24 protein-coding genes and 1 tRNA gene are annotated in these 25,472 nt (G+C 41.8%); 5 read left to right on the top strand and 20 right to left on the bottom strand.

Annotated elements, in window-relative coordinates; translation table 11 throughout:
- Positions 1–329: 329 nt before the first annotated feature.
- The 4 genes from trpA to ACQKC9_RS12225 all read right to left on the bottom strand — a co-directional run bounded on the left by trpA (position 330) and on the right by ACQKC9_RS12225 (position 3,959).
- The gene (gene trpA / locus ACQKC9_RS12210; RefSeq protein ID WP_102091139.1) at positions 330–1,154 is read right to left on the bottom strand and encodes a tryptophan synthase subunit alpha; all 825 of its coding nucleotides are present in this window, start codon (positions 1,152–1,154) and stop codon (positions 330–332) included.
- A 24-nt stretch (positions 1,155–1,178) separates the two neighbouring features.
- The gene (locus ACQKC9_RS12215; RefSeq protein WP_427621996.1) at positions 1,179–1,667 is read right to left on the bottom strand and encodes an HNH endonuclease; all 489 of its coding nucleotides are present in this window, start codon (positions 1,665–1,667) and stop codon (positions 1,179–1,181) included.
- A gap of 155 nt (positions 1,668–1,822) precedes the next feature.
- Positions 1,823–3,097: a tryptophan synthase subunit beta gene (gene trpB / locus ACQKC9_RS12220; protein ID WP_057758619.1), complete on the bottom strand. Its 1,275-nt coding sequence runs from the start codon at positions 3,095–3,097 to the stop codon at positions 1,823–1,825.
- A gap of 160 nt (positions 3,098–3,257) precedes the next feature.
- A complete protein-coding gene (locus ACQKC9_RS12225) occupies positions 3,258–3,959 on the bottom strand; it encodes a phosphoribosylanthranilate isomerase (RefSeq protein ID WP_427622049.1) in 702 nt (233 codons plus the stop codon).
- Between the two features lie 171 nt (positions 3,960–4,130).
- Between ACQKC9_RS12225 and ACQKC9_RS12230 the strand changes: the two genes are divergently transcribed.
- Positions 4,131–5,747 (top strand): cryptochrome/photolyase family protein, encoded by a 1,617-nt coding sequence (locus tag ACQKC9_RS12230; RefSeq protein ID WP_427621997.1) that lies wholly within the window; start codon positions 4,131–4,133, stop codon positions 5,745–5,747.
- Between the two features lie 22 nt (positions 5,748–5,769).
- On the opposite strand, the gene ACQKC9_RS12235 is transcribed toward ACQKC9_RS12230, so the two are convergent.
- Positions 5,770–6,510, bottom strand: coding sequence for a DUF4230 domain-containing protein (locus tag ACQKC9_RS12235; protein ID WP_427621998.1), 741 nt, complete (start codon positions 6,508–6,510; stop codon positions 5,770–5,772).
- 593 nt (positions 6,511–7,103) lie between these two features.
- On the opposite strand from ACQKC9_RS12235, the gene ACQKC9_RS12240 reads away from it, so the two are divergent.
- Positions 7,104–8,822 carry a proline--tRNA ligase gene (locus ACQKC9_RS12240; RefSeq protein ID WP_427621999.1) on the top strand — a complete coding sequence of 573 codons (1,719 nt, stop codon included), beginning with the start codon at positions 7,104–7,106 and terminating at the stop codon, positions 8,820–8,822.
- A 123-nt stretch (positions 8,823–8,945) separates the two neighbouring features.
- Here the strand turns inward: ACQKC9_RS12240 and queF are convergent, their stop codons facing one another.
- The 4 genes from queF to ACQKC9_RS12260 all read right to left on the bottom strand — a co-directional run bounded on the left by queF (position 8,946) and on the right by ACQKC9_RS12260 (position 12,641).
- Positions 8,946–9,833: an NADPH-dependent 7-cyano-7-deazaguanine reductase QueF gene (gene queF, locus ACQKC9_RS12245; RefSeq protein WP_427622001.1), complete on the bottom strand. Its 888-nt coding sequence runs from the start codon at positions 9,831–9,833 to the stop codon at positions 8,946–8,948.
- 68 nt (positions 9,834–9,901) lie between these two features.
- Positions 9,902–10,675, bottom strand: a complete 774-nt coding sequence (locus ACQKC9_RS12250; protein WP_057762348.1) for an ABC transporter permease — start codon at positions 10,673–10,675, stop codon at positions 9,902–9,904.
- Positions 10,676–10,704: 29 nt separating this feature from the next.
- Positions 10,705–11,667 carry an ABC transporter ATP-binding protein gene (locus ACQKC9_RS12255; RefSeq protein WP_101204942.1) on the bottom strand — a complete coding sequence of 321 codons (963 nt, stop codon included), beginning with the start codon at positions 11,665–11,667 and terminating at the stop codon, positions 10,705–10,707.
- Between the two features lie 317 nt (positions 11,668–11,984).
- Positions 11,985–12,641 carry a c-type cytochrome gene (locus tag ACQKC9_RS12260; RefSeq protein ID WP_057758606.1) on the bottom strand — a complete coding sequence of 219 codons (657 nt, stop codon included), beginning with the start codon at positions 12,639–12,641 and terminating at the stop codon, positions 11,985–11,987.
- A gap of 352 nt (positions 12,642–12,993) precedes the next feature.
- On the opposite strand from ACQKC9_RS12260, the gene ACQKC9_RS12265 reads away from it, so the two are divergent.
- Positions 12,994–13,070 (top strand) — tRNA-Arg (locus ACQKC9_RS12265).
- A gap of 133 nt (positions 13,071–13,203) precedes the next feature.
- Here the strand turns inward: ACQKC9_RS12265 and ACQKC9_RS12270 are convergent.
- The 5 genes from ACQKC9_RS12270 to ACQKC9_RS12290 all read right to left on the bottom strand — a co-directional run bounded on the left by ACQKC9_RS12270 (position 13,204) and on the right by ACQKC9_RS12290 (position 16,112).
- The gene (locus ACQKC9_RS12270; protein ID WP_427622002.1) at positions 13,204–13,722 is read right to left on the bottom strand and encodes an endonuclease V; all 519 of its coding nucleotides are present in this window, start codon (positions 13,720–13,722) and stop codon (positions 13,204–13,206) included.
- Positions 13,719–14,681, bottom strand: a complete 963-nt coding sequence (locus ACQKC9_RS12275) for a hypothetical protein (protein ID WP_427622003.1) — start codon at positions 14,679–14,681, stop codon at positions 13,719–13,721. Before ACQKC9_RS12275 ends, ACQKC9_RS12270 begins: the two co-directional genes overlap by 4 nt.
- Before the next feature lie 43 nt (positions 14,682–14,724).
- Entirely contained in the window at positions 14,725–15,099 is a 375-nt protein-coding gene (locus ACQKC9_RS12280; protein WP_427622004.1) for a hypothetical protein, read from the bottom strand.
- Entirely contained in the window at positions 15,099–15,422 is a 324-nt protein-coding gene (locus ACQKC9_RS12285) for a hypothetical protein (RefSeq protein WP_427622005.1), read from the bottom strand. The genes ACQKC9_RS12280 and ACQKC9_RS12285 overlap by 1 nt, the downstream gene beginning before the upstream one ends.
- A gap of 327 nt (positions 15,423–15,749) precedes the next feature.
- Positions 15,750–16,112 (bottom strand): hypothetical protein, encoded by a 363-nt coding sequence (locus ACQKC9_RS12290; protein ID WP_427622007.1) that lies wholly within the window; start codon positions 16,110–16,112, stop codon positions 15,750–15,752.
- 35 nt (positions 16,113–16,147) lie between these two features.
- Between ACQKC9_RS12290 and ACQKC9_RS12295 the strand changes: the two genes are divergently transcribed.
- Positions 16,148–16,948 carry an SIR2 family NAD-dependent protein deacylase gene (locus tag ACQKC9_RS12295; protein WP_427622008.1) on the top strand — a complete coding sequence of 267 codons (801 nt, stop codon included), beginning with the start codon at positions 16,148–16,150 and terminating at the stop codon, positions 16,946–16,948.
- A 102-nt stretch (positions 16,949–17,050) separates the two neighbouring features.
- Here the strand turns inward: ACQKC9_RS12295 and ACQKC9_RS12300 are convergent, their stop codons facing one another.
- The 4 genes from ACQKC9_RS12300 to ACQKC9_RS12315 form a co-directional block, all read right to left on the bottom strand.
- A complete protein-coding gene (locus ACQKC9_RS12300; protein WP_427622009.1) occupies positions 17,051–18,049 on the bottom strand; it encodes an adenosine deaminase in 999 nt (332 codons plus the stop codon).
- Positions 18,050–18,253: 204 nt separating this feature from the next.
- Positions 18,254–18,778: a TPM domain-containing protein gene (locus tag ACQKC9_RS12305; RefSeq protein ID WP_427622010.1), complete on the bottom strand. Its 525-nt coding sequence runs from the start codon at positions 18,776–18,778 to the stop codon at positions 18,254–18,256.
- Positions 18,779–18,849: 71 nt separating this feature from the next.
- Complete coding sequence (locus tag ACQKC9_RS12310; RefSeq protein ID WP_427622011.1) at positions 18,850–20,034, bottom strand: TPM domain-containing protein; 1,185 nt, start codon at positions 20,032–20,034, stop codon at positions 18,850–18,852.
- A 123-nt stretch (positions 20,035–20,157) separates the two neighbouring features.
- Positions 20,158–20,790, bottom strand: a complete 633-nt coding sequence (locus tag ACQKC9_RS12315) for a LemA family protein (protein WP_101204949.1) — start codon at positions 20,788–20,790, stop codon at positions 20,158–20,160.
- A 956-nt stretch (positions 20,791–21,746) separates the two neighbouring features.
- Here ACQKC9_RS12315 and ACQKC9_RS12320 point away from each other — a divergent pair.
- Complete coding sequence (locus ACQKC9_RS12320) at positions 21,747–23,294, top strand: alanine/glycine:cation symporter family protein (protein ID WP_427612408.1); 1,548 nt, start codon at positions 21,747–21,749, stop codon at positions 23,292–23,294.
- A gap of 408 nt (positions 23,295–23,702) precedes the next feature.
- Here ACQKC9_RS12320 and ACQKC9_RS12325 read toward each other — a convergent pair whose 3' ends face one another.
- Positions 23,703–24,308 carry a fasciclin domain-containing protein gene (locus ACQKC9_RS12325; RefSeq protein WP_427622012.1) on the bottom strand — a complete coding sequence of 202 codons (606 nt, stop codon included), beginning with the start codon at positions 24,306–24,308 and terminating at the stop codon, positions 23,703–23,705.
- Between the two features lie 423 nt (positions 24,309–24,731).
- Positions 24,732–25,286 carry a fasciclin domain-containing protein gene (locus ACQKC9_RS12330; RefSeq protein WP_427622013.1) on the bottom strand — a complete coding sequence of 185 codons (555 nt, stop codon included), beginning with the start codon at positions 25,284–25,286 and terminating at the stop codon, positions 24,732–24,734.
- Positions 25,287–25,472: the final 186 nt, after the last annotated feature.

Here is a 25,472-nt window from a genome sequence, read left to right on the forward strand (position 1 = left end):
ACGTCTAACACAGTCATAACATGAGCAGTCATGCGACATACTGATAAATAAATCTCATATGTCGGTAATTTGATTATGCGCTTGTTGATAGATAATGTATTTGCCAATCAAAATGACGAATAAACCACTGCTATCAGACACCATATAATAGTGATGTTAGTTTACACTCGTAAACTAATTTTAGCAAAGTCATTTAGTATTGTCTTCACGTAAAGCATTTAAGTAAAGTCTTAGGTAAACAATAGCTACGATTTGACTTTGCCGTTTCAAATAACTGCTTCTTCAAATAACTATCTCTTCAAGTAATAACAATATGAAAGCAATAGCTATTAAGCGCTTAAGCTGTCTAACGCTTCGCGTAGCTCATCCATTTTCGCCATGATGTTCTGCTGTGCATTTGCAACCGCAGCTGTATCATTGGCATCAATATCGGCAAAATTCTGTACCAAGGCACTACCGACGATAACGCCATCTGCATGAGTACCAATCGCCTTAGCAGAAGCACCATCACGGATACCAAAGCCAACACATACTGGCAGATCTGTTTCTGCTTTGATTGCTTGAACTTGAGTTGCTACATCGTCAGTATCTAGCGTGGCTGAGCCAGTCACACCTTTTAGTGATACATAATAAATATAGCCGCCACAATGAGTCAATACTTGCTCACGGCGCTCAGGTAAGGTGGTTGGCGATAGCAAGAAAATCTCATTCATCGAATGATCAGTCAAATGCTGGGTGAAGCTGCCCGCTTCTGCTGGCGGTAAATCTACCATCAACAAACCATCAACACCTGACTGCTCACATAGCGCCACAAAGTTATCATAGCCAATAATTTCAACAGGATTTAAATATCCCATTAGGATAATTGGCGTTTGTGTATCTGTTTGACGAAACTCTGCAACCATCTTTAATGCATCACGAGTACTCGTACCTGCTGCTAATGCACGCTCGCCAGCCAAGGCAACGGTTGGACCATCTGCCATTGGATCAGAGAATGGTAAACCGACTTCGATCATATCGGCGCCGTGTTTTACTAAGTCGTGCAACAGGCCTACAGTAGTGGTCGGATTAGGATCGCCTGCCATTACATAAGGAATGAGGGCTTTTTTATTTTGTGATTTTAAAGTTTCAAAAGTGCTTTCAATTCTGGTCATAATGTTCTCTTAATTGTTATGAAATTAATTCGTAGTTATAGAGTCACGCAATATACGCATTTTTTCTACTGACTGATCAAAGTTAGATTTAGCTTCATCTATAATAGTTTCCATTCGAGCCAATAATTCCGCATCTACTTGGCTCATAATCGACTGTTCTTGCCATATTTCTATCTTTGCTACTCGTTCCAGATAGATACTATTAGATAAGTTCTTACACTTATTGCTCAGAAACTCACGCCATGGCATTTCTCTTTTTTCGTCGCCATTACAAATATGACATGCCAGCACAAAATTATAGATATCATTGCTACCACCATCTTGAACCGCTAATAGATGATCAAGATGTCCTTGACGACTGTTAGGGTCAATAGCTACGTCACAATACGCACAACAATTACTAAAATAACACCATATTTTCTGTTTTTGCGTTTTATTCGGATGTGAATCTATAATTTGAAGCAAACTACGTTTAATCTGGTTTTTTGCCATAGAAGGTGAGACTTTTGCCATCAACCTATACCTCTTATAGGTAAAAAATAAGATAGAGAGCTTAATAACTGAAAACTATAAGATTTCATTAACTATATTATTTAGCCTTCTACTTCTTTAGTAGAAGGCCTAGCCATCAATTATGGAAAATAATCACTTATTTCAAATACTCGTTACTACAACTCAATCCCTTCCGCCTTCATCACTGAATGCAGATCCTTGTCACCGCGACCTGACATATTAACGATAATCGTCTGATCAGGCGTCATGGTTTTAGCCAGTTTCAATGCATAAGCGACAGCATGAGCAGTTTCAAGAGCAGGAATGATACCTTCTTTGCGAGTTGCCTCATGGAAGCCTTCTAACGCTTCTTTGTCCGTACAGCCGACATACTCAACACGCTTCATATCTTTTAAGAAGCTATGCTCTGGACCGACACCAGGATAATCAAGACCCGCTGAGATAGAATGCGTCTCTTGAATCTGGCCATCATCATCTGCCATTAGGTAAGTACGGTTACCATGTAGCACGCCGATACGACCAGCCGCCAGTGGTGCTGAATGACGACCTGACTCGATACCATCACCTGTCGCCTCGACACCATACATTTTAACTTCGGTATCGTTTAGGAAATCAAAGAACAAACCAATCGCATTTGAGCCACCGCCAACGCACGCAACCAATGCATCAGGCATTTTGCCTGTTTTTTCTAAATGCTGAATACGTGCTTCTTTACCGATAATCGCTTGGAAGTCACGAACCAATAGTGGATAAGGATGCGGGCCTGCCACAGTACCGATAATGTAATAGGTGCTATCGACATTGGTCACCCAGTCACGCATGGCTTCGTTCATCGCGTCTTTTAGCGTGCGTGAGCCAGAAGTGACCGGCACAACTGTCGCGCCAAGTAAGCGCATACGATAGACGTTCATCTTTTGACGCTCGACATCGTCAGCACCCATATAGACGATACATTCTAGCCCTAAGCGTGCCGCAATTGTCGCCGTCGCTACGCCATGCTGTCCTGCACCAGTCTCAGCGATGATACGTTTTTTACCGCACATTTTGGCAAGCAGTGCCTGACCAATGGTGTTATTTACTTTATGTGCGCCTGTATGGTTTAGATCTTCACGTTTGAAGTAAATTTGCGCACCGCCAATCTCATCGCTCAAACGCTTAGCATGATACAGCGGCGTTGGACGACCGACATAATTGACCAAATCGTTATGATACTCTTCCCAGAATGCTGGGTCTGCTTTTACTTTGGTATAAAGCGTTTCTAGCTCTTCTAGAGCAGCCATTAGCGTCTCAGAGACAAAACGCCCCCCATGTACACCGAAATGACCGCGCGCATCAGGATACTGGTTAAAGTCCTGTACGTTTTCAGGATTGGTAAAAGTATTAACCGATTGTGCGGTAGCAGATAAATCTTTGTTCTCGACATGACTCATGATAATTCCTACTGTAATAAGTGGTATTTTTTAGATAACTTTAGATAAATAGAGAGAAAATAATAAAAAGGATAACAATCTAATAAGATTTAAGCAGAAAAATCGGAATAACGATCAACTAAGCAGATTATTTATCGCAAATAGCTAGATACACACCTACTTAGATGGCGCCAGTGACCGTAGCGTTTTGCCATCGATCGCGCTTGACCGCTTTCATAAAGGCACGCATTTTGGCAGCGTCTTTTTTACCTTTATCAACCTCAATACCACCACTCACATCGACGCCATAAATAGGCAAATCTAATGTAGTGGCAACATTATCGGCATCAAGTCCACCGGCTAAAACGATTGGCAGTGCGCTGTCATGTGGAATGAGACTCCAGTCAAAACGTGCGCCAGTACCGCCATACTTATGCTGATGATAAGCATCCAATAAAATACTACTGGCACCTGCGGTCGTAAACTGGTTAATTTGGGCGCGAACGCTATCGAGACTGTCTTGCTCTGTATTGATACGCAAGGCTTTGATCCAACGTTTATTGACCATACCTGCCAGCTGTTGACACTGCTCAGGTGTCTCATCACCATGGAACTGGATAATATCAAAAGAGACGTTGTTTGCTAATTTGAGCAGCTCATCTTTGGGCATATTGACTACCAGTGCCACCACGCTGACAAAAGCAGGTACGGCAGCGCTCAGAGTTTGCGCATGCGCTATTGTGACCGCACGTGGACTTGGTGGATAAAACACCAAACCCACTGCATCTGCACCTAACTGTGCAGCAGTCTGTATATCACTAAGCTGAGTAAACCCGCAAAACTTAACGTGCATTTTGTGACCTTGCGTTTCATGGTACTGAATATGACACCGATTATAGCGGCATCAGATAGGTTCAAGCTAAAGATAAATCGTTAGATGTGATGAGGTTTTGTTAACCAAACGGCAAAGCCATTGCATCCAAAAACTTATCCTAGCATACTTTTATCCTTAGTTTTGTTTATGATTGCGATTGATTAATATAGGGATACTTTGATGTCTAAGACTGCACAGACAGCCGCTACTGATACTGACGACAATGCTACTAGCAAAAATCCACCGCATTACCTGATGTGGTTTCGTCGTGACCTACGTATCCATGACAATACTGCTTTAGCAGCGCTTTGTGAACGTGCAAAAGAAGACAACGCTTCAGTGTCTGCCGTATTCTTTTTAACCCCTGAGCAGTGGCAGGCGCATGATACCTCCCTTGTACAAGTCGATCACATTGCTAGCACGCTACCTATTCTAGCAAAGGAATTGCAATCAAACCTGAATATCACTTTAACAGTACAGCTCTGCCCAAGCTTTGCTGACTGTATAGAAGCGCTCACGACTTTATGCAATAACAATGAAATCAGCTGCATCATGGCCAATCACGAGTACGAAGGCAATGAGATTGACCGTGATAAGCAGTTAAGCAAACAACTTGTAAAAAACGACATCGAGTTCGTGCGCTGGCATGACCAGTGCATTTTGCCACCGCAAAGTATCACGACCAATGATGGCGATAGTATGTATAAGGTCTTCACCCCATTTTATAAAAAATGGCGACATACGTTGGACGTCAGCACTATCCAAATGCATGAAGCATCCGCAGTGGATAGCGATTATAAAATCAAACTACCATCATCGCAAACGTTTGCTAATACAATCGACGATATCAAATCACTAAGTGAAAAAATGCTGAGTGACTACCAGCAGACATTAGAAAAGAATGAGTCATTGCAGCATATCGATATGACAGCTCAGCTTGACCAAGCAAGAGACGCCTATCCTGCAGGTGAGTCTGCCGCTTGCCAGCGTCTAGAGTCATTCGTCGATGATGATATCAATAATTATGATGTGAGCCGTGATGTCCCCCATCTGCACGCAACCAGTCAGCTATCGGCTTACCTCACTATAGGCTCTATCAGTCCTAGATTCTGCTATTTACAGGCGAGCAAAGCACAAGAGAAGCTACACGGTAATGACAGTGATAACGAAGACATCAATCGCTGGATAAGTGAGCTTGCGTGGCGAGACTTTTATCGTCATGTGCTAGTAGAAAAACCAAACCTGATCCGTCATAAGGCTTATAAAGAAGATACTGACACTAAAGTTAATTGGTCATATGACAATGATGATTTTGAGACATGGTGCACTGGCAAAACAGGCGTGCCGCTCGTAGATGCAGCAATGCGTTGCCTAAATGCGACAGGATTTATGCACAATCGCTTGCGAATGGTCACCGCGATGTTTTTGACAAAGGACTTATTGATTGATTGGCGCTTGGGTGAGCGCTACTTTATGCAGCAGCTGATAGATGGCGATTTTGCCTCCAATAACGGCGGCTGGCAATGGAGCGCATCGACAGGTACGGACTCAGCGCCCTACTTCCGTATTATGAACCCCTTTAGCCAAGCCAATACGCACGATCCTAAAGCTCTGTTTATTAAAACTTGGCTACCAGAGTTAAAAGATATTCCTAACAGTATCTTGCACAACGAAGACAAGATGCGTAAAGAATTGGCAAAAGGTGGTAAGTTTTCTGATGTCGACTATCCTGCGCCAATGGTCGAGCATAAATCAGCACGCAAGCTAGCTATTGCTGAGTTTAAAAAAGAGGCTTAAGTCTAAAAAAACAACCAGCAGACTAGCTATTGGTAGTGACTGGCAACTGGCACGCGCCTGCACCCTGAGTGGTAACCGTCACTACCGCTCCCGTAAGTGCAAACAGCTGCTGCAATTGCGTTTGAGCATTTTGCAGCGCCATATTCATGACATCTCCTCGGCAGGCACGCTCTAACACTTCTTTTTTTGCCATGGTTTGTGCTTGCGCCAATATCTTAGGATCGACTTGCATCATGCCAAAGGCGCCTGTCTGCCAGTCGTAAATCTCAATATCATCCAGATATACTGAAAATATCTCTGTAGGCGGTAAGGTAATATTGATTTGTGGCATAGTGGCAGCTGGAGAGTTGGGATCAGCTACTTGCTCTTCATCCGCATTAGCTGGAGCAGGTTGCACCACTTGTACCATCTCAGGCGTCAACGCACTCAGATCAACGCCTGCCTCTACGCGACCATGAGCGATAAACAATGCCTTTTGCTCGTCTTGCCATAGTTTCATCCAACTTCCCGGCCGCTCGCTCGTAATCACTGTATCGACACTGAATGCGACGGTATGTAAGCGGTTTAACTGCTGAATTTGCGTAACCACGCCTTCGCGAGTAATAGTTTCTATCGGCGCTTCTTCTGGTTTGTTTTGCGCACTATAAATAGCAAAAACAATCGCTGCTAGACCGACAAGTAATATCACCCACGACATTGTCGCAATAGGACGTTTCTCAGGCTTTTGAGTGGCATTAGCGTTATTCATATCAGGATTATCCATAGAAGCTACCTTTATAATATTGCATCGTTTGGTAAGGCTAAGAGCGTTGTAAAAATGGAACAGATGCTTAGTCTATAAATGCGACTATTGTGCAGTAACTTCAAGTATTGGCTACCATTCCTCTACATAACTTTATCCATAAACCTCTACACAATCCTCTTGATAAACTATCTCTCCAGTAATCAGTGCTTTCGCTATAAAATCATACGAATAGCTCAATTATTTACCCCTTATTGAAGCCTTTACGTCACGTTCGGTCTGAAAAGACAAAAAGTCATTGCGTCTTAGGCGAACTTTACCTAACATAGTCAGATTGTATGAATAAAATGTCAGTCTTAAAGCATTGATTAGGGTTTTAACCTGAATATATTGCATTTTTGGCATATTGATACATCAAATCAAATTTGCCTCTCTTTTATGAGAGTGGTTTTTACTGATTTGCTTTGTATATAAGCAGGTTGGTAACTAGGAAATACCCTAGATTATTGCTAAGTGATAAAGGTAAGCTTGCGGCGGCAATGAAACGATTAGCCATACGCTCAACATCCTACTATTTCTTATTTTTTTATCGTTGATAAGGTTACGCTTTATTTATGAAAGCCAGTCAATTTTTATTTGCCACACTAAAAGAAACCCCAAGTGACGCCGACATTGCCTCAAGCCAATTGATGGTGCGTGCTGGTCTTATCCGCAAGATTGCTTCTGGATTATATATTTGGTTGCCTATGGGTCTGCGCGTCTTGCAAAAGGTCGAACGCATTGTTCGTGAAGAGATGCAAAACGTTGGTGCACAAGAAGTGCTAATGCCGATGACTCAGCCTGCTGAGCTTTGGCAGACGACCGGACGTTTTGATGATTATGGTCCTGAGTTATTGCGCTTCAAAGACCGTCATGATCGCGACTTTGTACTTGGTCCAACGCACGAAGAAGTCATCACCAATCTAGCACAAGGCGAGCTACGTAGTTATAAACAACTACCGATTACGTTCTTTCAGATTCAAGGTAAATTCCGTGACGAGATTCGTCCACGCTTCGGTGTGATGCGCGCACGTGAATTCACCATGAAAGATGCCTACTCTTTCCATGTGGATCAAGCCTCATTGGCCAAGACTTACCATGATATGTATGACGCTTATACACGCATCTTTACCCGCTTGGGCTTAGACTTCCGTGCGGTACAAGCAGATACAGGCTCTATCGGTGGTTTTGCTTCACATGAGTTCCATGTATTGGCAGATAGCGGCGAAGACGATATTGCGTTTTCGGACTCATCTGACTATGCAGCCAACGTTGAGCTAGCAGAATCTGTCAGCACCGCTGAGCGTCAACCGCCGAAAATGGAGCGTGAAGACGTTCTAACCGAAGGCATGACCAGCTGTAAAATGGTTGCTGAACACTTGGACATCCCGTTAGAAACGACGGTTAAAACCTTGATCGTTCATGGTCATACTGAGAATGATGAGCCACAACTGATTGCTATCGTATTGCGCGGCGATCATCAGCTCAACACTATCAAAGCTGAGAAAATCGAAGAAGCCAACGTACCATTGACGTTAGCATCTGACGAAGAGCTAAAAGCGGCAGGTCTGCACAAAGGCTATATCGGCGTTAATTTAGATATGCCTGTATTCGTTGATCGTTCAGCAGCGGCGCTGTCAGATTTTGTCTGCGGTGCCAATGAAGTGAACAAACATACTATCGGTATGAACTGGGCACGTGATACTCGCATTACTCGCATCGTTGATGTACGCAATGTACAAGAAGGCGACCCTTCTCCTGATGGTAAAGGCAGCCTAAAAATCAAACGCGGTATCGAAGTCGGTCATATATTCCAGTTGGGTGATAAATACTCACAAGCGATGAACTGTACGGTTTCTGGCGAAGATGGCAAACCTGTCACCTTGATGATGGGCTGTTATGGTATTGGCGTTAGCCGTATTATTGCCGCTGCTATCGAGCAGAACAATGATGAAAACGGCATCATGTGGCCAAAAACACCAACGGTTGATGATTCAATCGCTCCTTTTGAAGTCGCTATCATCCCGATGAAGTCTAAAGAAGAGACGGTCATGCAGACGGCAACCGCCCTGTATGAAGAGTTGAAAGCTCAAGGCATCAACGTACTACTGGACGATCGTAACGAGCGCCCAGGCGTTAAGTTTGCTGATCTTGAGTTGATTGGTATACCGCATCGTATCGTCATCTCTGATCGCAACTTGGCTGAAGACAAGTATGAGTACGTCAATCGCCGTGAAGTCGAAAAGCAAATGCTGAGCCGTGAAGAAGTCATGGCAAAAGTAAGCGGTAAATAGTCTTGTAATTGAAGACTCTATAACAAAAAGCGCCTATCTCATCATGTGAGATAGGCGCTTTTTTATGGGCTTAAAAACTATTTAGCATTGTATTTTTATTAACACTGTGTTTTTAGCGAGAACTTACTGGCGGATTAAACGGCTTGGCTTAGGCAATAAACGGATATCACTGACACGGCAAGGATTAATATCGATACCACCGCGGCGCGTATACCACGCCCGTACCATTAGCTCACTTGGCTGATAGTATTGGCTCAAATCAGCAAATATCTGCTCAACACACTGCTCATGAAAACCATTGTGCTGACGGAAGCTCAACATATAACGCAGCATATCTGCATTATTAAAAGGCTTGTCAGTCGTAATCGATACGGCCAACGTACCCCAATCTGGTTGATTGGTCACTGGGCAATTACTACGCAGTAGATTGGAATAAAAGGTATACGGCTGCGTACCATCATTCACCATGCTTTCACTACTCGCCTCTATTGCTTCGCTAGCACTTAGCAATGACGCATCAGGATGTTCAGTTAACGCAACTTTATCCGTGTTGCCTGCTAGTGCCTCATCAATACAAACACCCTCAGGCTGAGCAATCAATAACGCCGTTTCGTTACCATCTAGATCATCGTTTAGACCAAATAACGCTACCTGTACGTCTGTTTGCAAACAAGCTGACAAGTCTTTCGCAATCAACGCTTGTACGTCATTCCAGCTGACAAACTCGGTAAAGTTAATACTATTCAAATATAACTTAAGCGATTTTGATTCTACGATAAACGGTGAGCTAGCAGGAATGCTAAAGCGTGCAATCGCTACTTGCGAGATACCTTGCGGATTTAACCAAGATATCTCAAAAGCCTGCCACCAATCGACACCAACGGTTAGCTTATCGTCTTGCCAACCAATCGCATCACGTCCCATGCTGCGCGCAATCGGATATAGCGTCTCTGGGCTATACTCAGTTGGATAGTCTGTGGTTTGCTCACCCAAGATACCATGAATACTCATCTGTCTTCCTAATATTAAACCGTTTAAAATTTGCTCTAAATAATAATATGCTTAGCGAATCATATACACTATAAACGCACGCGCGATCCGTTACTTAGCAAGCGATAAGCGATGGTATAAAATATCGCACAGAACACAAAAATAGCCGCCATCGAATACCAAACATTGACATCAGAGTAGCCGAGAATACCGTAACGGAACGAGTTGACCATATAGACGATAGGGTTCAGTAGCGAGATATTTTGCCAAAATGGCGATAAATTCTCCATCGAGTAAAACACACCGCCAAGATAGGTCAATGGTGTCAATACGAAGCTTGGTATAATAGAGATATCATCAAACGAGCGTGCAAATACCGCATTGATAAAACCGCCTAACGAAAACAAGATAGACGTGCCAAGTACGGTAAATACGGTCACAAATAAATGCTCGATACCAAGATCAGTAAAGAACAGCGCCACTATCGAGACAATCACACCGATGGCCAGACCACGGAAGATACCACCACTGATATAACCCATCAAAATAGCATGCTTGGATACTGGCGAGACCAAAAGCTCTTCGATACTGGACGTGAACTTGGCACTAAAAAAGCTTGAGACCACGTTAGAGTAACTGTTGGTAATGATCGACATCATGATCAAACCAGGCACGATAAACTGCATGTATGGCACGCCGCCCATCTCACCCACGCGCGAGCCAATCATCTTACCAAAGATGACAAAATACAAACTCATCGTGATAACTGGCGGTAACAACGTCTGCGGCCAGATACGTAAAATACGGCGCACTTCTTTGAACCAAATAGTACGAAACGCAATCCACTTCTTACTCAATGACATTGTTTTATTATGATCGACTAGTTCTTGACTCATAATCCCGCCTCCTTCATGCTATCTGCACTCTGAATGTTTTTGTCTACTAAGCGCATAAATAACTCTTCTAGTCGGTTGGCTTTATTGCGCATACTCGCCACACTGATACCTTTATCAGACAACTGATCAAAGACACCGTTTAGTGACTCACCTTCTGTCAAGGTAACTTCTAGCGTTTGCTCATCTGGTTGCGAGACTCCTGTAACTCCTGTCAGAGCCAACTGCTCAGTGAGCGGCGTATCTAAATCAAATACAAACGTCTCTACCGACAACTGCGCCAGTAGTTCTTTCATTTCCGTATTGATTCGAATCTCGCCGTGATCCAAGATCGCAATACGTTTACACAATTGCTCAGCCTCTTCGAGATAATGAGTCGTCAGAATAATAGTGGTGTTCTCTTCGATATTAATCTGCTGCATGAATTCCCACATTGAGCGGCGAAGCTCGATATCAACACCCGCCGTTGGCTCATCAAGAATTAATAGCTTTGGTTTATGAATTAATGCACGGGCAATCATCAAACGGCGTTTCATACCACCAGATAGCTCACGTGATTTGCTATCGCGTTTATCCCATAATCCTAGCGCGGTTAATAGTCTCTTTGCGCGTGGTTTGGCTTCTTTTGCCGGAATACCAAAATAACCGGCTTGCGTAATCAGGATATCTTCGACTTTTTCAAACATATTAAAGTTAAACTCTTGCGGTACAACGCCGAGGTATTGCTTGGCAATCGAAGGGTTCTCTAATAGGTCTGTACCGAAAATATGGACGCTACCGGTGGTTGGCTTAAACAATGAGCTAATAATACCAATCATGGTAGATTTACCTGCGCCATTTGGCCCAAGTAACGCAAAGAATCCACCTTGTGGTACTGTTAAATCAACCCCTTTTAATGCCGAAAACCCATTATCGTAGGTCTTGGATAGGTTTTTTATGGAGAGTGCTGGTGCATCAGACATGAAGACCTCTTTATTTGTTATCAATTTATATAAAATGCGATTTTAGAATAATAGGCCGTGTTGAACATTCGACTATCATTATCATATAGGCAAAAGCCGTATAAGAATGTTCAACACACTCTACTATCTAAAGGTGACAATGTACGGTAATAAACGAACTAATCTCATAAAATGAGGCTACTCATGGAGAATTTCAACTGCCTTATATTCGAAGTACCATATTAATAATACTCATCATGAAAAAGCGCCTATCTCATCACTGAAATAGGCGCTTTATAGATAACTATCGTAAAAGCTTGGAAGGTAATCAACAAAGATTAGCTTGCTTCTGCGACCATATAATCTACGGCATTTTGAACTTCTTCATCAGGAATATCCGCACCACCTTTAGCAGGCATCGCATTGAAACCATTGATAGCATGGGTATATAGCGTATCTTTACCTTTTGCAATACGTGGACCCCAAGCGCCAGCATCACCAAAGATAGGAGAGCCTAGCAAGCCTGCTGTATGACAAGTATGGCATACGGCGTTATATACCGCTTTACCGTCACGAGGACCGTCGCCAGCAGCTGGGCCAGATGAGCGTGCCGTTACATCACAAGCTTCACCGTCTTCAAAACAGATATTGGCAACAGGTTGGATACGTGCAATCAGATTAGGATACAAAGCAATTAGCTTCTGTACTTGCGGCGTATCTTGTGGAATTGGCTCTTCATCAGCGGCAGGTGCTGCAGCGGCAGTTTCTTCGCCTTCTGCTGGAGCGGCTTCGTCAGTCGACGCAGCACCATCTGTCGTATCTGCAGCAGCTTGGGTATCGTCACCTAGCGTTTCAGGAGCAGCTTCTACGACCTCTTGGCCTTCTGCTACGTCTGACGCAGTTACAGGAGTGTCTACAACATCTTCAGCTTGGCTCACCGCGATACTAGCGATTCCTAGAATGGCAGCTGCCGATAACATAACTACTTTTCTCATTCGTCACGTTCTCTTATTACGTATACAAGGACTAGCACGGCTCGGACATTCTGTCTGTCCTCCTTTGACGACCTCTAAGTCTTCAATAGCAGACAGCCATCCCGCGTGCCAGCGCACTTGCAATCGGTGATTATAAATATGAATTCTCCCCAACATTATAAGGGAAAAGGCAGGTAAATTGCCATGCTTGTTTAATGACTTGGCTGTTTTTTCTTAAAAAACCTCAATCGCGACTGTCATTTATTGGCTTTGTGCTTTTTATTTGTTAGACTAAGCGGTCTTTATTTCTAGACACCTTATGCTAATTATCATGCGCATCTAAGCGTGATAGTCAGACATATCGTTATCATATGCGCTCGTAGCTCAGTTGGATAGAGTATCGGTCTCCGAAGCCGAGGGTCGTGGGTTCGATTCCCGCCGAGCGCACCACTATTTTATTGTGACACTACTTCTTATGCAGTAATGTCGTTACTAGTACTATTAGCTTCAAATAAATCAGTCTGATAAAACAAGATAGTACGTTGTCTTGTATAATTATATCTTGCTCTATTTCTGAAGTTTTTTAGCTTGTTTTTAGATGACGCCCGAGTTTATCTACATCAGCGGCCATTTTAGGTATTCGATGTTCACCTTCCATTTCACTGACCATCTCTTTCGCCGTTGTAATATTTATACCAATACTGGTGACATATAGAGGGCGCTTACTTATTCCTCGCCAAACGGCATAGTCTTCTGTAATGTCATAAAAATGATTTTTAGCGATACCGATGATGGGCTTTGTATTAGCTAGGTGATCATACAGATATTTGCCTAATCCTGCTTTTCCAACACTATCCAGAAATACATAGCCGTCTATGATAATTACATCAAAAGGTTCGTCAATCTGGTTAATCAAAGCCAGTAAGCAAGGCATTTCTCTTTTATAAAATTGCCCTGACTCATAAGGCGCAACGTCATTAACTTCTACAGTATATTCATTTAGAATACGGGATTGCTCAATGCCTTCAAAGCGAATACCTGCAACAGTTGCTGTAATAGCATCGGTTTCTTGATAATACACATCTAGAATTAGGCAAATCAATTTGTTACTACCTCAAAATGTGGATGAGTTGCTTTTAATGCGTCAACTTTATCCATTTCTTTTTGATCAAAAGTATCTTTTCCAGCAAGCTGGCTATTTTTCAATTCTAATCTCTTCAAGTATGGGAGGTTAATTTTATCATTGAAAAAAATTAAGGTATCAAGATGTTCAATATCTAATACCAAAATAGACTCTGTCTCAGCAAGAGATTCATTCAATATCCATTCTCTAACTAATGACTCATTAATATCATCGCTAAGCCAAATTCTGAACCAATTGCTATTCATTTTCAATGTCTTGTAGTTCTCTAGCAATTCAAAATATTTAGGTAGAGAAAAAGGACATTTAAGATAGTCTTTTTCTTGAATTTCATTACCAGCAGCACCAAACCCTGTCATTCTATCGGTTCTAAAGTTATTACTTACGAAAATATGCTTCAGTCTTTTATTACTATCTCTCTCGTCATACTTCCTATAAGAAAAGCTTCCAGAGTCTATGCTTTCTTCTAAGGAAAAACACTCCGTATATACGTAGCTCCCACTCTCATAATTAGCATAATTTAATTCAAATTCATAAGGGTCTTCTTTATTTTCATACCATAATATTGAATTAAAAGTTTGTCCTTTCTCATCTGTGTATGATTCACTTTTACATATACCATTTAAGAAAGTATAAGATATACCATGATATGGTTCACCCATGTAACGTTGCGGAAACATCCCACAACCATAGTCGTCTTCATCTATATTCCAGAAATCACTACAATCTATTTGTGGATATGAAATAGGCTTATATTGGCAAATAGGCGTATAAGGTTTAGTTATTACACCATCTGTAACCTCGAAAGCTTCTATTAAGTAATTTTCTTTATCAAAAAATAAAATCCCAGTGTAAGTTTGACGCTGGTAATACCATCTGCCATCTAGTTCAGTTAATAACGTTGATTTGAGTCGTTTCATTGCTTTATCTTTTAATTTTTATTCTCACAAGTAAGACAGCTATTTATCTATCTTCTGTTTTATCAATTCTTTCTATTAATTTTCTTAATTCGATACCTGTTTCATAACCAAGATTGGGATATTTTTCATTAATATACTGTATATCTCTTTTCTCGATAATTGACAGTTGATGATATAACTCTGAACAAAGTAAAAAGCGGTTAGAGGCAAAACGATCAAAAAACCAGAAATCGTTAAGTAATGGACGAATAAGTGCTTCTGTTTTATCACCATCATCTGTATGAGTGTGGAAAACTAAGCAAAGAATATAGTTGTCTTCACCATATTTATTACTAATACGCCACCAACCTGTTCTTACATATTGAATTAAAGTAAATCTAAATCTATTACCAATATTTCTATCTTCATCCTGTTCCATTAAAAACCTCCTTTCTTAAGCTCTGGGATATCAGGTGAGTCTGTCTCACCTTTAATTCGCCATGATACCCCGTTAGGATTTTTATCCTTTAATATTTGTGTATAGTCACTTTGTGGAATAGGTTTATCAGATACAAAAGGATCATATATATACTTACCGTCTGTATAAACTGAATGATACGTATATTCAGCATTATTGGTGGTTTTAGTAGGTATATTTAAGTTAGGACTTGTTTCATTAAGCCCCCAAGAATAACCATCATCCCATTTTGCATCTTTTGAACCAAAAATAATAACTTTGCCTTGACCGCCAGAAGCTTCCATTAAGTTTTCAGCACATTCAGTACAATAACTATAATCGCCTAATTTTTCATGCTGTTCTTGTAGTACTTTGGATGCGCTAGCATCAGGTAGTCTAATTACAATCTCACTCTAACCTGCCCTTAGTACTATCTTAAACTACCTATACTCATCAAACCTACACTTCAAAATGCTTGCGGTTTTTCTGCGCGCGCATACTTCTATGGCTCTCACCTATAGTCGATTCAGTATAATTTGGATACAAGGAAGCCGAGTGAAAGTATTACAAGTAGTAGACTGAGCGAGACTGACACCGTAGCCAATTTATAGAGGATTGACTATATAGCAAAATTACTCTGCGTCCTGTAGATTGGCAGTCAATTGTGCACGGCTAGGTATACGATGATAATTAATCACTGGCACATCACCCAAACGGCGCTGACCTTCAACAATCTTTTTATCAATCGTAATCATTGCAATTTTTTTATCTTGTTTGCTAACGAGCAAATGATTTGCCTTACGTGTGACTCGATAATCAGCAAAATGCTGTTTTAATATCGCTGATGTTTTTTGCAGCGCATCATTCGGTGTTGCATTTTTTGATTTTGCGCCGCTATGCTTTTCGCCTACTTTTGCACCGCGCGATTTTGCCACGAACCATAAAACTGCGATGACAGCGAACAATATGACAAGCCACCAAATACCGTCTATCATAAGTAAAAACATCCATTATTAGCAAGGGTTGGCTCATGTTAGCAGAATTATCACCAGCGTTAATAGCAGAAGTAAAACTTGCAGCACAACTACTGGCATCCAAACAGCGTATCTGCATTTTGACTGGGGCTGGCATTTCAGCAGAAAGCGGCATCCCAACATTTCGAGATAAGCAAACAGGACTGTGGGAGAATTACGGTGTCGAAGACTTAGCTACCCCTGAAGCGTTCATTCGTGATCCAAAGCTGGTGTGGTCATGGTATCAATGGCGTCGGCAAATGGTCGCAGACAAAGCACCAAATCCAGCCCATCATGCGTTGGCTCAGTGGCAGTATCATGCGCAAACCTCCGATCAGCAGGTGACACTCATCACCCAAAATGTCGATGATTTGCACGAGCAAGCTGGTAGCGCAGTGACTCACCTGCATGGTCATCTGTGGCGCAACCGCTGTGGTCAGTGTGAGATACCTTATCAAGATCAATCGAGAGCATCATACGATAATCAAGGCACAATGAACTTTGATGAAACACTGCTTAACTGTCCGCATTGCGACGGTTACATCAGACCAGATATTGTTTGGTTTGGCGAAGCTCTACCTGTACAGGCATGGCAAACTGCCGAAGATGCTGCAGCTAATTGCGAGGTATTTATCAGTATCGGTACATCAAGCTTGGTTTATCCGGCTGCTGGACTATCACAGCTAGCCAAACAAAATGGCGCGAAAATTATTGAGATAAACCCTGACCCAACGCCAAATACTATTGTCGATATCACATTAGCAGAAAAGGCTGGAGTAATACTGCCACTGCTTATAGCAGAGATTACTACTTTATAAACACTACTATTTATAGGTTTACTGAATTATAGATGATAAAAAAGGCTTAATGATTTATAGAAACCGTTAAGCCTTCACTGTTAAAAACAAGCTCGTTGTAGCTTATTTCAATGCAAGATCAACTCTCGCTAAGTAAGCTTCTTTTAACTCGTCACTGATAAATGCCGATTTAAACGAGTTTTTTACCAAAGTAATAACATCGTCTTCCGTAATCGGTAGATTTTCATATAGATTGATAAAGTTTTGATTCACGTAGCCTTTGAAATACGCTGGATCATCTGAGTTAACGCTGATATTTAGACCGTAATCTAAAAGCTCTTTGATATTGTGCTCTTTATAAGTCTCAAAGACTTTTAGCTCGATATTTGAATTCGGGCAAACGGTCAATGGCATTTGCTCATCTTTGAGCCTTTGCATCAACTCTGGGCTTTTTATAGACTGCACACCATGATCGATTCTATTGATATTCAATAAATCTAACGCTTCGTAGATGTATGAAAAGTCCGCTTCTTCGCCTGCATGAGCAACCAACTTAAAGCCTTCTTCTTTGGCTTTTTGGAAGACTTCCTTAAATTTCGATGGCGGGTTACCCAATTCTGATGAATCAAGACCAACACCGATAATGTCGTCTTTATAATCCAGCGCTTGCTCTAATGTCTCAAACGCTTCTTCTTGCGATAAATGGCGCAAGAAACACATGATAATGCATGACGTGATACCGTATTTTGCTTTGGCATCTGCAAGCGCTTCTTTGATACCTGTAATGACCGCTTCAAAAGGCACGCCGCGTTCGGTATGTGTCTGCGGATCAAAGAATATCTCTGTGTGGATGACATTATCTTCGACACATCTAAGAATATATTCCCATGTCAAATCATAGAAATCATCTTTGGTGAGCAGGACATTTGCACCCGCATAGTAAATATCTAAAAAACTTTGCAGATTGTTAAAGTTATAGGCGGCGCGCACGTCTTCTACGCTGTCATAAGGTATCTCTACATTGTTCTTTTTGGCCAATCTAAACATCAGATCAGGCTCTAGCGAACCTTCAATATGTAGATGAAGTTCGGCTTTCGGTAGTTTCTTTATTAATTCAATCATAGTATTCCAATAATGGTGTTATCGAGACGAGCCCTAGTAAATGTTGCACAATAGGATAATCAAACCATGCATATATGAGGCGTTATCTGTCCCAGAAGAGTTATTTTAACACTAAAAGCATATCGCCTAAAACAAAACCCTTTGACCGTATAGACAAGCTACTTATAAAAGCAGCCTTCTTAACACAACCGTATAAGGCGCAAACTACTTTAAAAATACCACTGTATCAGACAGCTCATTGCCTTCTGGATCGTGCTCTAAATGATAGTATTGACGTAATACCTGCCCCACTTCATCCAACAATTCAGCCAAGCTCTCTTCTGTCTTTTGAGTAGCGATACCAGATACCGCCTTTTCGCACATTGCATTCCATACTGTTGGACTCACATGAGCGCTGATACCTCGGTCTGCGACAATCTCTAGTTTATGCTCGCATATATTGACGTAGATTAAGACACCTGTGTTTTCTTCAGTATCCCAGACGCGATATTCGCTAAACAAATCAATCGCACGCTCACGGCAGTTCATGCGATAAGCTTCTTGGATAGGCAGATGGTTTTCTACAATTAAGAACACCTCACCACGATGCCCACGCTCAGCTCGTGTCACAGCATCTGTTAAACGCGCCTTGGACTCTGTTGTTAGCCACTTACTATGTAATAAAGGGACGAACAAAACTTGGCGCCACCAGCGGGCAAAACTGGGGTTTGAAGCGTTGTCTTCTACCATTATATTATTTCCTCAAGTACGTCGTTTTCGATGGTTATGTAGAGTTTATTTTGTTTGCGTATGTGGAATACTTACCACGAGCCACCTGCACCGCCGCCGCCGAAACCACCGCCGCCACCGCCAAAGCCGCCGCCTCCGAAACCACCACCGCCAAAGCCGCCTCCACTACCGCCGCCCATACCGGGTAAGAAAATCATGCCGCCTCTGCGCCCACCTTTACCGCCGCCGCCTTTTCCACCGCCACCACTAGCAAATATCAAAAACAGCCATATAAATATCGTCATAATAGATGTCATAATGAAGCTGCCACCCAAGGCTAATGATCCCACAAAAAAACCACCAGCGGTTATAGTAGAACCAAACACGCGCCCAAAGATACTGGTAATAACACCACCAAATACCAATGCCATAATAAATAAGAAAGTAGGTGATGGTAGCTCATTTGAGCCTTGTTGAGCAGTGCGCTCTGCAGCTTGCTCATCAGCACGAGCCAAGACCTCAGGATCAGCGGTCAGGCGTGTTTTGAGCGATTCAACGCCAGCGATTATCCCTGCACCATAGTTATTTTGCTTAAATAACGGCGTGATATCTTCTCGAATGACACGGTTAACCGCCGCATCTGGTAAGACACCTTCTAGCCCGTAACCCGTTAGGATATACATATCACGGTCATTGACAGCGACCACAATTAGCAGACCGTCATCGATAGCTTCATCACCCAGTTCCCACTTCTCAGCAACTTGCAAGGCATAATCAAATATTGGTACGCCATTGGTAGTTGGTACGATAACCACCGCTGCTTGTGCTAATCCCTGCTGATAGATACTTCGAAGCTGAGCCTCTAGACGTAGCTTTTCTTGAGGATTTAAAATATTGGCTTGATCAACGACTGGTTCATTGAGTATCAACTTATCAGCGTCAACACCCTCGGCACTTGAGCGTACAGGTGGCTGAGCGGTTGTTTGGGCATTGGCTGTATCATTTGCTGTACTTTGGTTATCTACGTTTTGACTGATAGCATCGTTGCCGAACACCGCTTCATTGATAGCATCGTTATTTAATACAGCATCATTGATTGCTTCGTTAGACTCGCTTGCTTTAGCAACGGCCACCAACTCTTCGACACTACGGTTTTGCAGATTCGAGGTGCTATCTGTCGCCACCGCTGTATCATTGGGTGCAGCGTGCAATGCAGGCACGCTGACAACACCTAACGTAAACAGTAATGCTGATAAGATTGCTTTTGAATTATTCATCTAATCTATACCACCTCAGATAACATCTTTACCAATTGATAGACTCTAACTAATCATCATTGAACCATTAGCTAAATAAACAGAGCTGCCTATGCCACTCTGTCGTCACGTTCATTCTAAATTTTATTCAGCAGACTTTTCTGCAGAGTCGCCAAAATCAACACTTGGTGCGGTTGAAATTGCCTCTTCGTTTGCCACACTAAAGTTGGGCTTAGTATCCATCCCAAATACTTTTGCAGTGATGTTGGTTGGGAACTGACGTACCGTTGTATTGTATCCTTGCACTTCTTGGATGTAGCGGTTACGAGCAACAGCAATACGGTTTTCAGTACCTTCTAACTGTGCCTGCAAATCCTGAAACAGTGCATCTGATTTTAGATCTGGATAACGCTCAGATACCGCCATCAAACGTGACAATGCACCTGTCATCTGCTCTTGCGCTGCTGCATAACGCTCCATCGCTTCTGGATCATTAAGCACTTCTGGCGTCACCGTGATACCGCCCGCACGTGAGCGAGCTTCTGCCACTTGGGTGAAGACTTCTTGCTCTTGCTCGGCATATTGCTGTACGACTTTGACTAAGTTTGGCACCAAATCAGAACGGCGCTGATACTGGTTGACCACTTCTGACCATGAAGCAGTGACCTGCTCATCTTGTGCCTGCAGGTTGTTGTAGCCACAGCCACTTAGACCAACCGTAGAAGTTGTCAATAAAGCGGCTAGCAACATCGGCTTCATAATAGATTTACGCGTCATTGTTGATTCTCCTAATAATGATAAATAACAAATATCCAGTACCACGTTTTTAATATTTTTAAATTTTCTTGGTATTCATACGGCAGTCATGCGCTCTATATATTGTATATCTGCGCATTACTCTATCAGCATGATATCAAAAGAAGTTGTCCTAATGATGGCGTTATATACGGCTTTTTACAATTGACCGTTACCAAAACACAACCGCATAGTGTCAACGATAACGCGTTTTTATCATGATAGATATAGAGCAAAAATCTAGCAGTCTGGCGCAATCAGAATAAATGTTATGAAAGTACAAACAATTATTTATATATAATCCAAATCTTGCTAATGTATCAGCCAAATAAAATACGAATATATCTACCGTCTATAAAGAAATTTCTAGTAATTAGTACAAAAATATGGCAAATTGCAGTTACGTAGCCGTACGGTTTGAATACATTTGGTAGTGGACTTATAGTTTGATTAGTATTAGCGAGTTGTTAATTTCTTAATAAAAAGATCAATTAACTGTCAAATTATCGCTAAATACTGTCGATTCGCCATACCAGTCATGTATTTATTCAAGACAGCTCATAGTAAGTTGAATGCCATCATGGTGATGGATATTTAATTATATAACCGCCTGTTTTATCCGCCGGTCAACTTATGAATCATCTAATATCTAACATGATGATAGAAGACCGCAGTAGTTGAGGTTGTAGAATAATAGTAAACGCAGCTGATATTTATATTGTCAGTGATAAGCGCTATGCAAATAGTCCGTATTACTGATGAGATACGCGGGTAAATACAGACAACTACAGTCCATTCTTGGTGGCCAAGCACATGAGACTTAGACAACAAATAAGTCGATGCAGAGACTTTAACTGCTTAACTTAAATAAGTAAGTTAACCAGTTAGTTTACTCCTAGCAAACAGTGCCACCTTGAGACAGTACTAGGAACATAAATATGGAAGGTTTAGTTAACTTAGTAAATGGAATTATCTGGAGCCCAGCGCTGATTTATCTCTGCTTGGGTGCCGGTCTGTTCTATTCCATTATGACGCGCTTTGTACAAGTACGTCTATTCGGTGAGATGATCAAACTCCTATTCACTGGTAAATCTAGTGCACAGGGTATCTCATCATTTCAGGCACTTGCCGTCTCACTCGCCGGTCGTGTGGGTATGGGTAACATCGCTGGGGTAGCTGCTGCTATCGGCTTCGGTGGCCCAGGTGCCGTTTTCTGGATGTGGGTCGTAGCCTTTCTAGGCGCATCTACAGCCTATGTCGAATCTACTCTTGCTCAGATTTACAAAGAAAAAGATGTGGTAACTGGCGAATATCGCGGTGGCCCAGCTTATTACTTTGAACGTGCCCTTGGTCAAAAGTGGTACGGTATCCTTTTCGCAATCGCTTCTATTTTATCATGTGGTATGTTCTTACCTGGTGTACAGGCGAACGGTGTTATCAGTGCATTTGCACAGGTAATGGGCGAAGGTACGATCATGAACGTTGCAGGCCTAGAAGTTGGCTCTATGCGTTTGGTCGGCTTGGCTATCATCTTAGTGGTGCTAGGTATCATCATCTTTGGTGGTATTAAGCGTATTGCAACCTTTACTGAGTTTGCAGTACCTTTCATGGCATTAGGTTATATTGCCCTAGCGCTAATCATCATGTTCAGCAACTTCAGCTTGATTCCAGATGTATTTGGTATGATTGTTGGTGATGCATTCACTGCACAAGCAGGTTTTGGTGCTGCTATCGGTTGGGGTGTGAAACGTGGTATCTACTCTAACGAAGCTGGTCAAGGTACAGGTCCTCACGCTGCTGCTGCTGCTGAAGTTGAGCATCCATCACAGCAGGGTCTAGTTCAGGCATTCTCAGTATATGTTGATACATTACTAGTATGTTCTGCTACTGCATTCATGATCTTGTCTACTGGTATGTACAACATTCAAGGTACGCTACCAGATGGTCAGTTCATCGTACAGAACGTTGCTGCTACTACTGAAATCAATGCTCCTGCGTTCACGCAAATGGCAATGGAATCTGTATACGGTACGTTTGGTAATGCCTTTATCGCAATCGCTGTATTCTTCTTTGCCTTTACAACAATTCTGGCTTACTACTACATCGCTGAAGTAAACGTCGCTTACTTAACACGTTTCCTTGGTCGTAGTGCGAACAGAACTGGTCTATTCCTAGTGAAAATTCTTATCATGGCGATGGTTGCTTATGGTGGTCTAAACTCAGCTGGTTATATCTGGGCAATCGGTGATATCGGTGTTGGTCTTATGGCTTGGCTTAACATTGTTGGTATTCTTGTCATCTTCATCGTGGCTCGTCCAACACTTACTATGCTTAAAGACTATGAAGCTCAGCGCAAAGCTGGCGTCACTCGCTATAGTTTTGATCCTGCTAAATTCGGTATCAAAAACGCACCGTATTGGGAAGAGCGTCATCTAGCACAGCAAAAAAGCATGAACGCTGATCCATTACGTAAAGATAAAGTGTAAATCGATTTTATAGGATTGCTCCTTAGTCTTATTGAATAAACAAAAAGCCCGAGACTATGTTCTCGGGCTTTTTTATTGGGATAGTTTTCTACACTGCTACAGAATAGCTTACCGAAATATTAAAAATCATATTCATACGAGCTGATTTAATACCTTAAAATTATCTCTTTATCTCTCAAAGTTAACCTGTATCTGAAACAACGTATAACTGTCATTTTGCATTTTGCCTGCCTTTGTATAGAGCTTACTTTGGCATTTTATAGTCCCATACTGATCGGGTAGCCGTACCAGTATAGGTAAACCACAATTCCCCTATTTTTAATTCGTAGACGTAAAAAAAGCCTAGCGCGATGGCTAGGCTTTCTTTAAATAAGTTGTAGATTATGAGTCTACGCGTTAATAAATAGCTTATTCAGGCATTAATACTGCATCGATAGTGTGAACCACACCATTGGTTGCCATGATATCTGTACCAGTGATATTTGCTGTATTACCAGTAGCATCAGTAATCACATTGTCTTCACTGATAGTAATAGTTTTACCGTTCGCTGTTTCGATCTCAGTACCGTATGGGATATCAGCTGCTTTAACTTCCATGGCTAGTACATGGTAAGGAAGAACCTTTTTTAGCAAGTCTGTATTGGCCAATAACTCTTCTTTAGTTACGCCTAGTTTTTCTAGTACTGGCGCAAACGCATCATCAGTTGGGGCAAATACAGTATGCTTAGTTTCTTCCATTAGCATAGTATCAAGACCAGCAGCCTGTAGCGCAGCGGTTAAGATAGTTAAGTTTTCGTTTTCTGCTGCGATTTCAGCGATAGTTTGAGTCGCTTCCACGTCCATTTCGGCCATTGGCTCTGCTTCAACAGCTTCGGTCTCAGCAACTGGCTCAACTGCCATCTCTTCAGTGGCTTCTGGTTCAGTTGGCTCTGCAACAGTCTCAGTATCGTTGCACGCTGCTAATGACATGGCTGCGGTTACAACTGCGATAGACAACAAATTCTTCTTTAACATAGGTAATTCCTTTTTGGATAAATAATTGATTAAGGGATTTATTTAAATTAATAACTTTCGATAAATATAATGGCGACCAATAATTGATAAACGTACCAATTACTTAGTCATACTATTTAGTCCGTTATATTGATAGTTCTCAGTCTAACTGTTTAATTTTCAAATGGTATTTACTTAGGTAGCAACACTGTATCAATCACGTATATAGCATTGTTTGCTTGTATATCAGTTATTGCGATTTTTCAGACAAAATGATGGTACTTGACTACTTCTGAATTCATATCTCAATAGTCTCAACCTAAATAGAAACTTATATAGATAAAGCTCTGAAGTCTAAAACAGCCATTGTCTGATAATGAAATCATCACAAACAATGGCTGCTTAGTCTTACAATAAATACATTTGGTATGCCTCAGTTAATACTTATTTAGGCAACAATACTCTATCGATTACATGGACAACACCATTGTTGGCAGCGATATCAGTCTTCACAATGTTCGTTGTGCGACCGTTTTCATCCATCAATTTGCCTTCTTTAGTTACCATCAACGTGTCTTTGCTAGCAGTCATTACGTTACCAGGCTTCACGTCTTTGGCATACATAGCCATATCACCAGCCACTACGTGATAACCCAATACTTTGGTCAATAGTGGCTTATTAGCAAATAACTGTGCTTTGGTCATACCTGTTTCTTGCAATGCTTGCATAAAGGCAGCATTGGTCGGTGCAAATACCGTATAGTGAGCATTAGGATCAGACAACATATCGACTAAGCCTGCTGCTTGTACCGCTTCTACCAACACTGAAAAATCAGGATTACTTTGAGCAACTTGTACAACATTCATCTTAGCCATACTCTGACTGTGCATTGGTGCTTTCATATCACCCGTCTTTGCTGGCATCATATTATTACAAGCACTCAGACCTGCAATTGAGATAGCCAATGTACCGATGGTGGCAATTTTAGTAAGTTTCATAACATTTTCCTTAATGATTTGAATTTCTTTGACGTTGGTATTGTTTCAACTATGATATTACTGTCTTACAGATCATCCTGCCTGCTAATGCCATTTGCTCACCATACTGTACTGTTAACACCAATACTCTTAGTACCAGTTATTGTTAATAAATGAGCCTATATTTATAAGTAGGACTTACTAAGA

This window comes from Psychrobacter sp. NPDC078409 (assembly GCF_050268505.1).
Taxonomy (GTDB): domain Bacteria; phylum Pseudomonadota; class Gammaproteobacteria; order Pseudomonadales; family Moraxellaceae; genus Psychrobacter.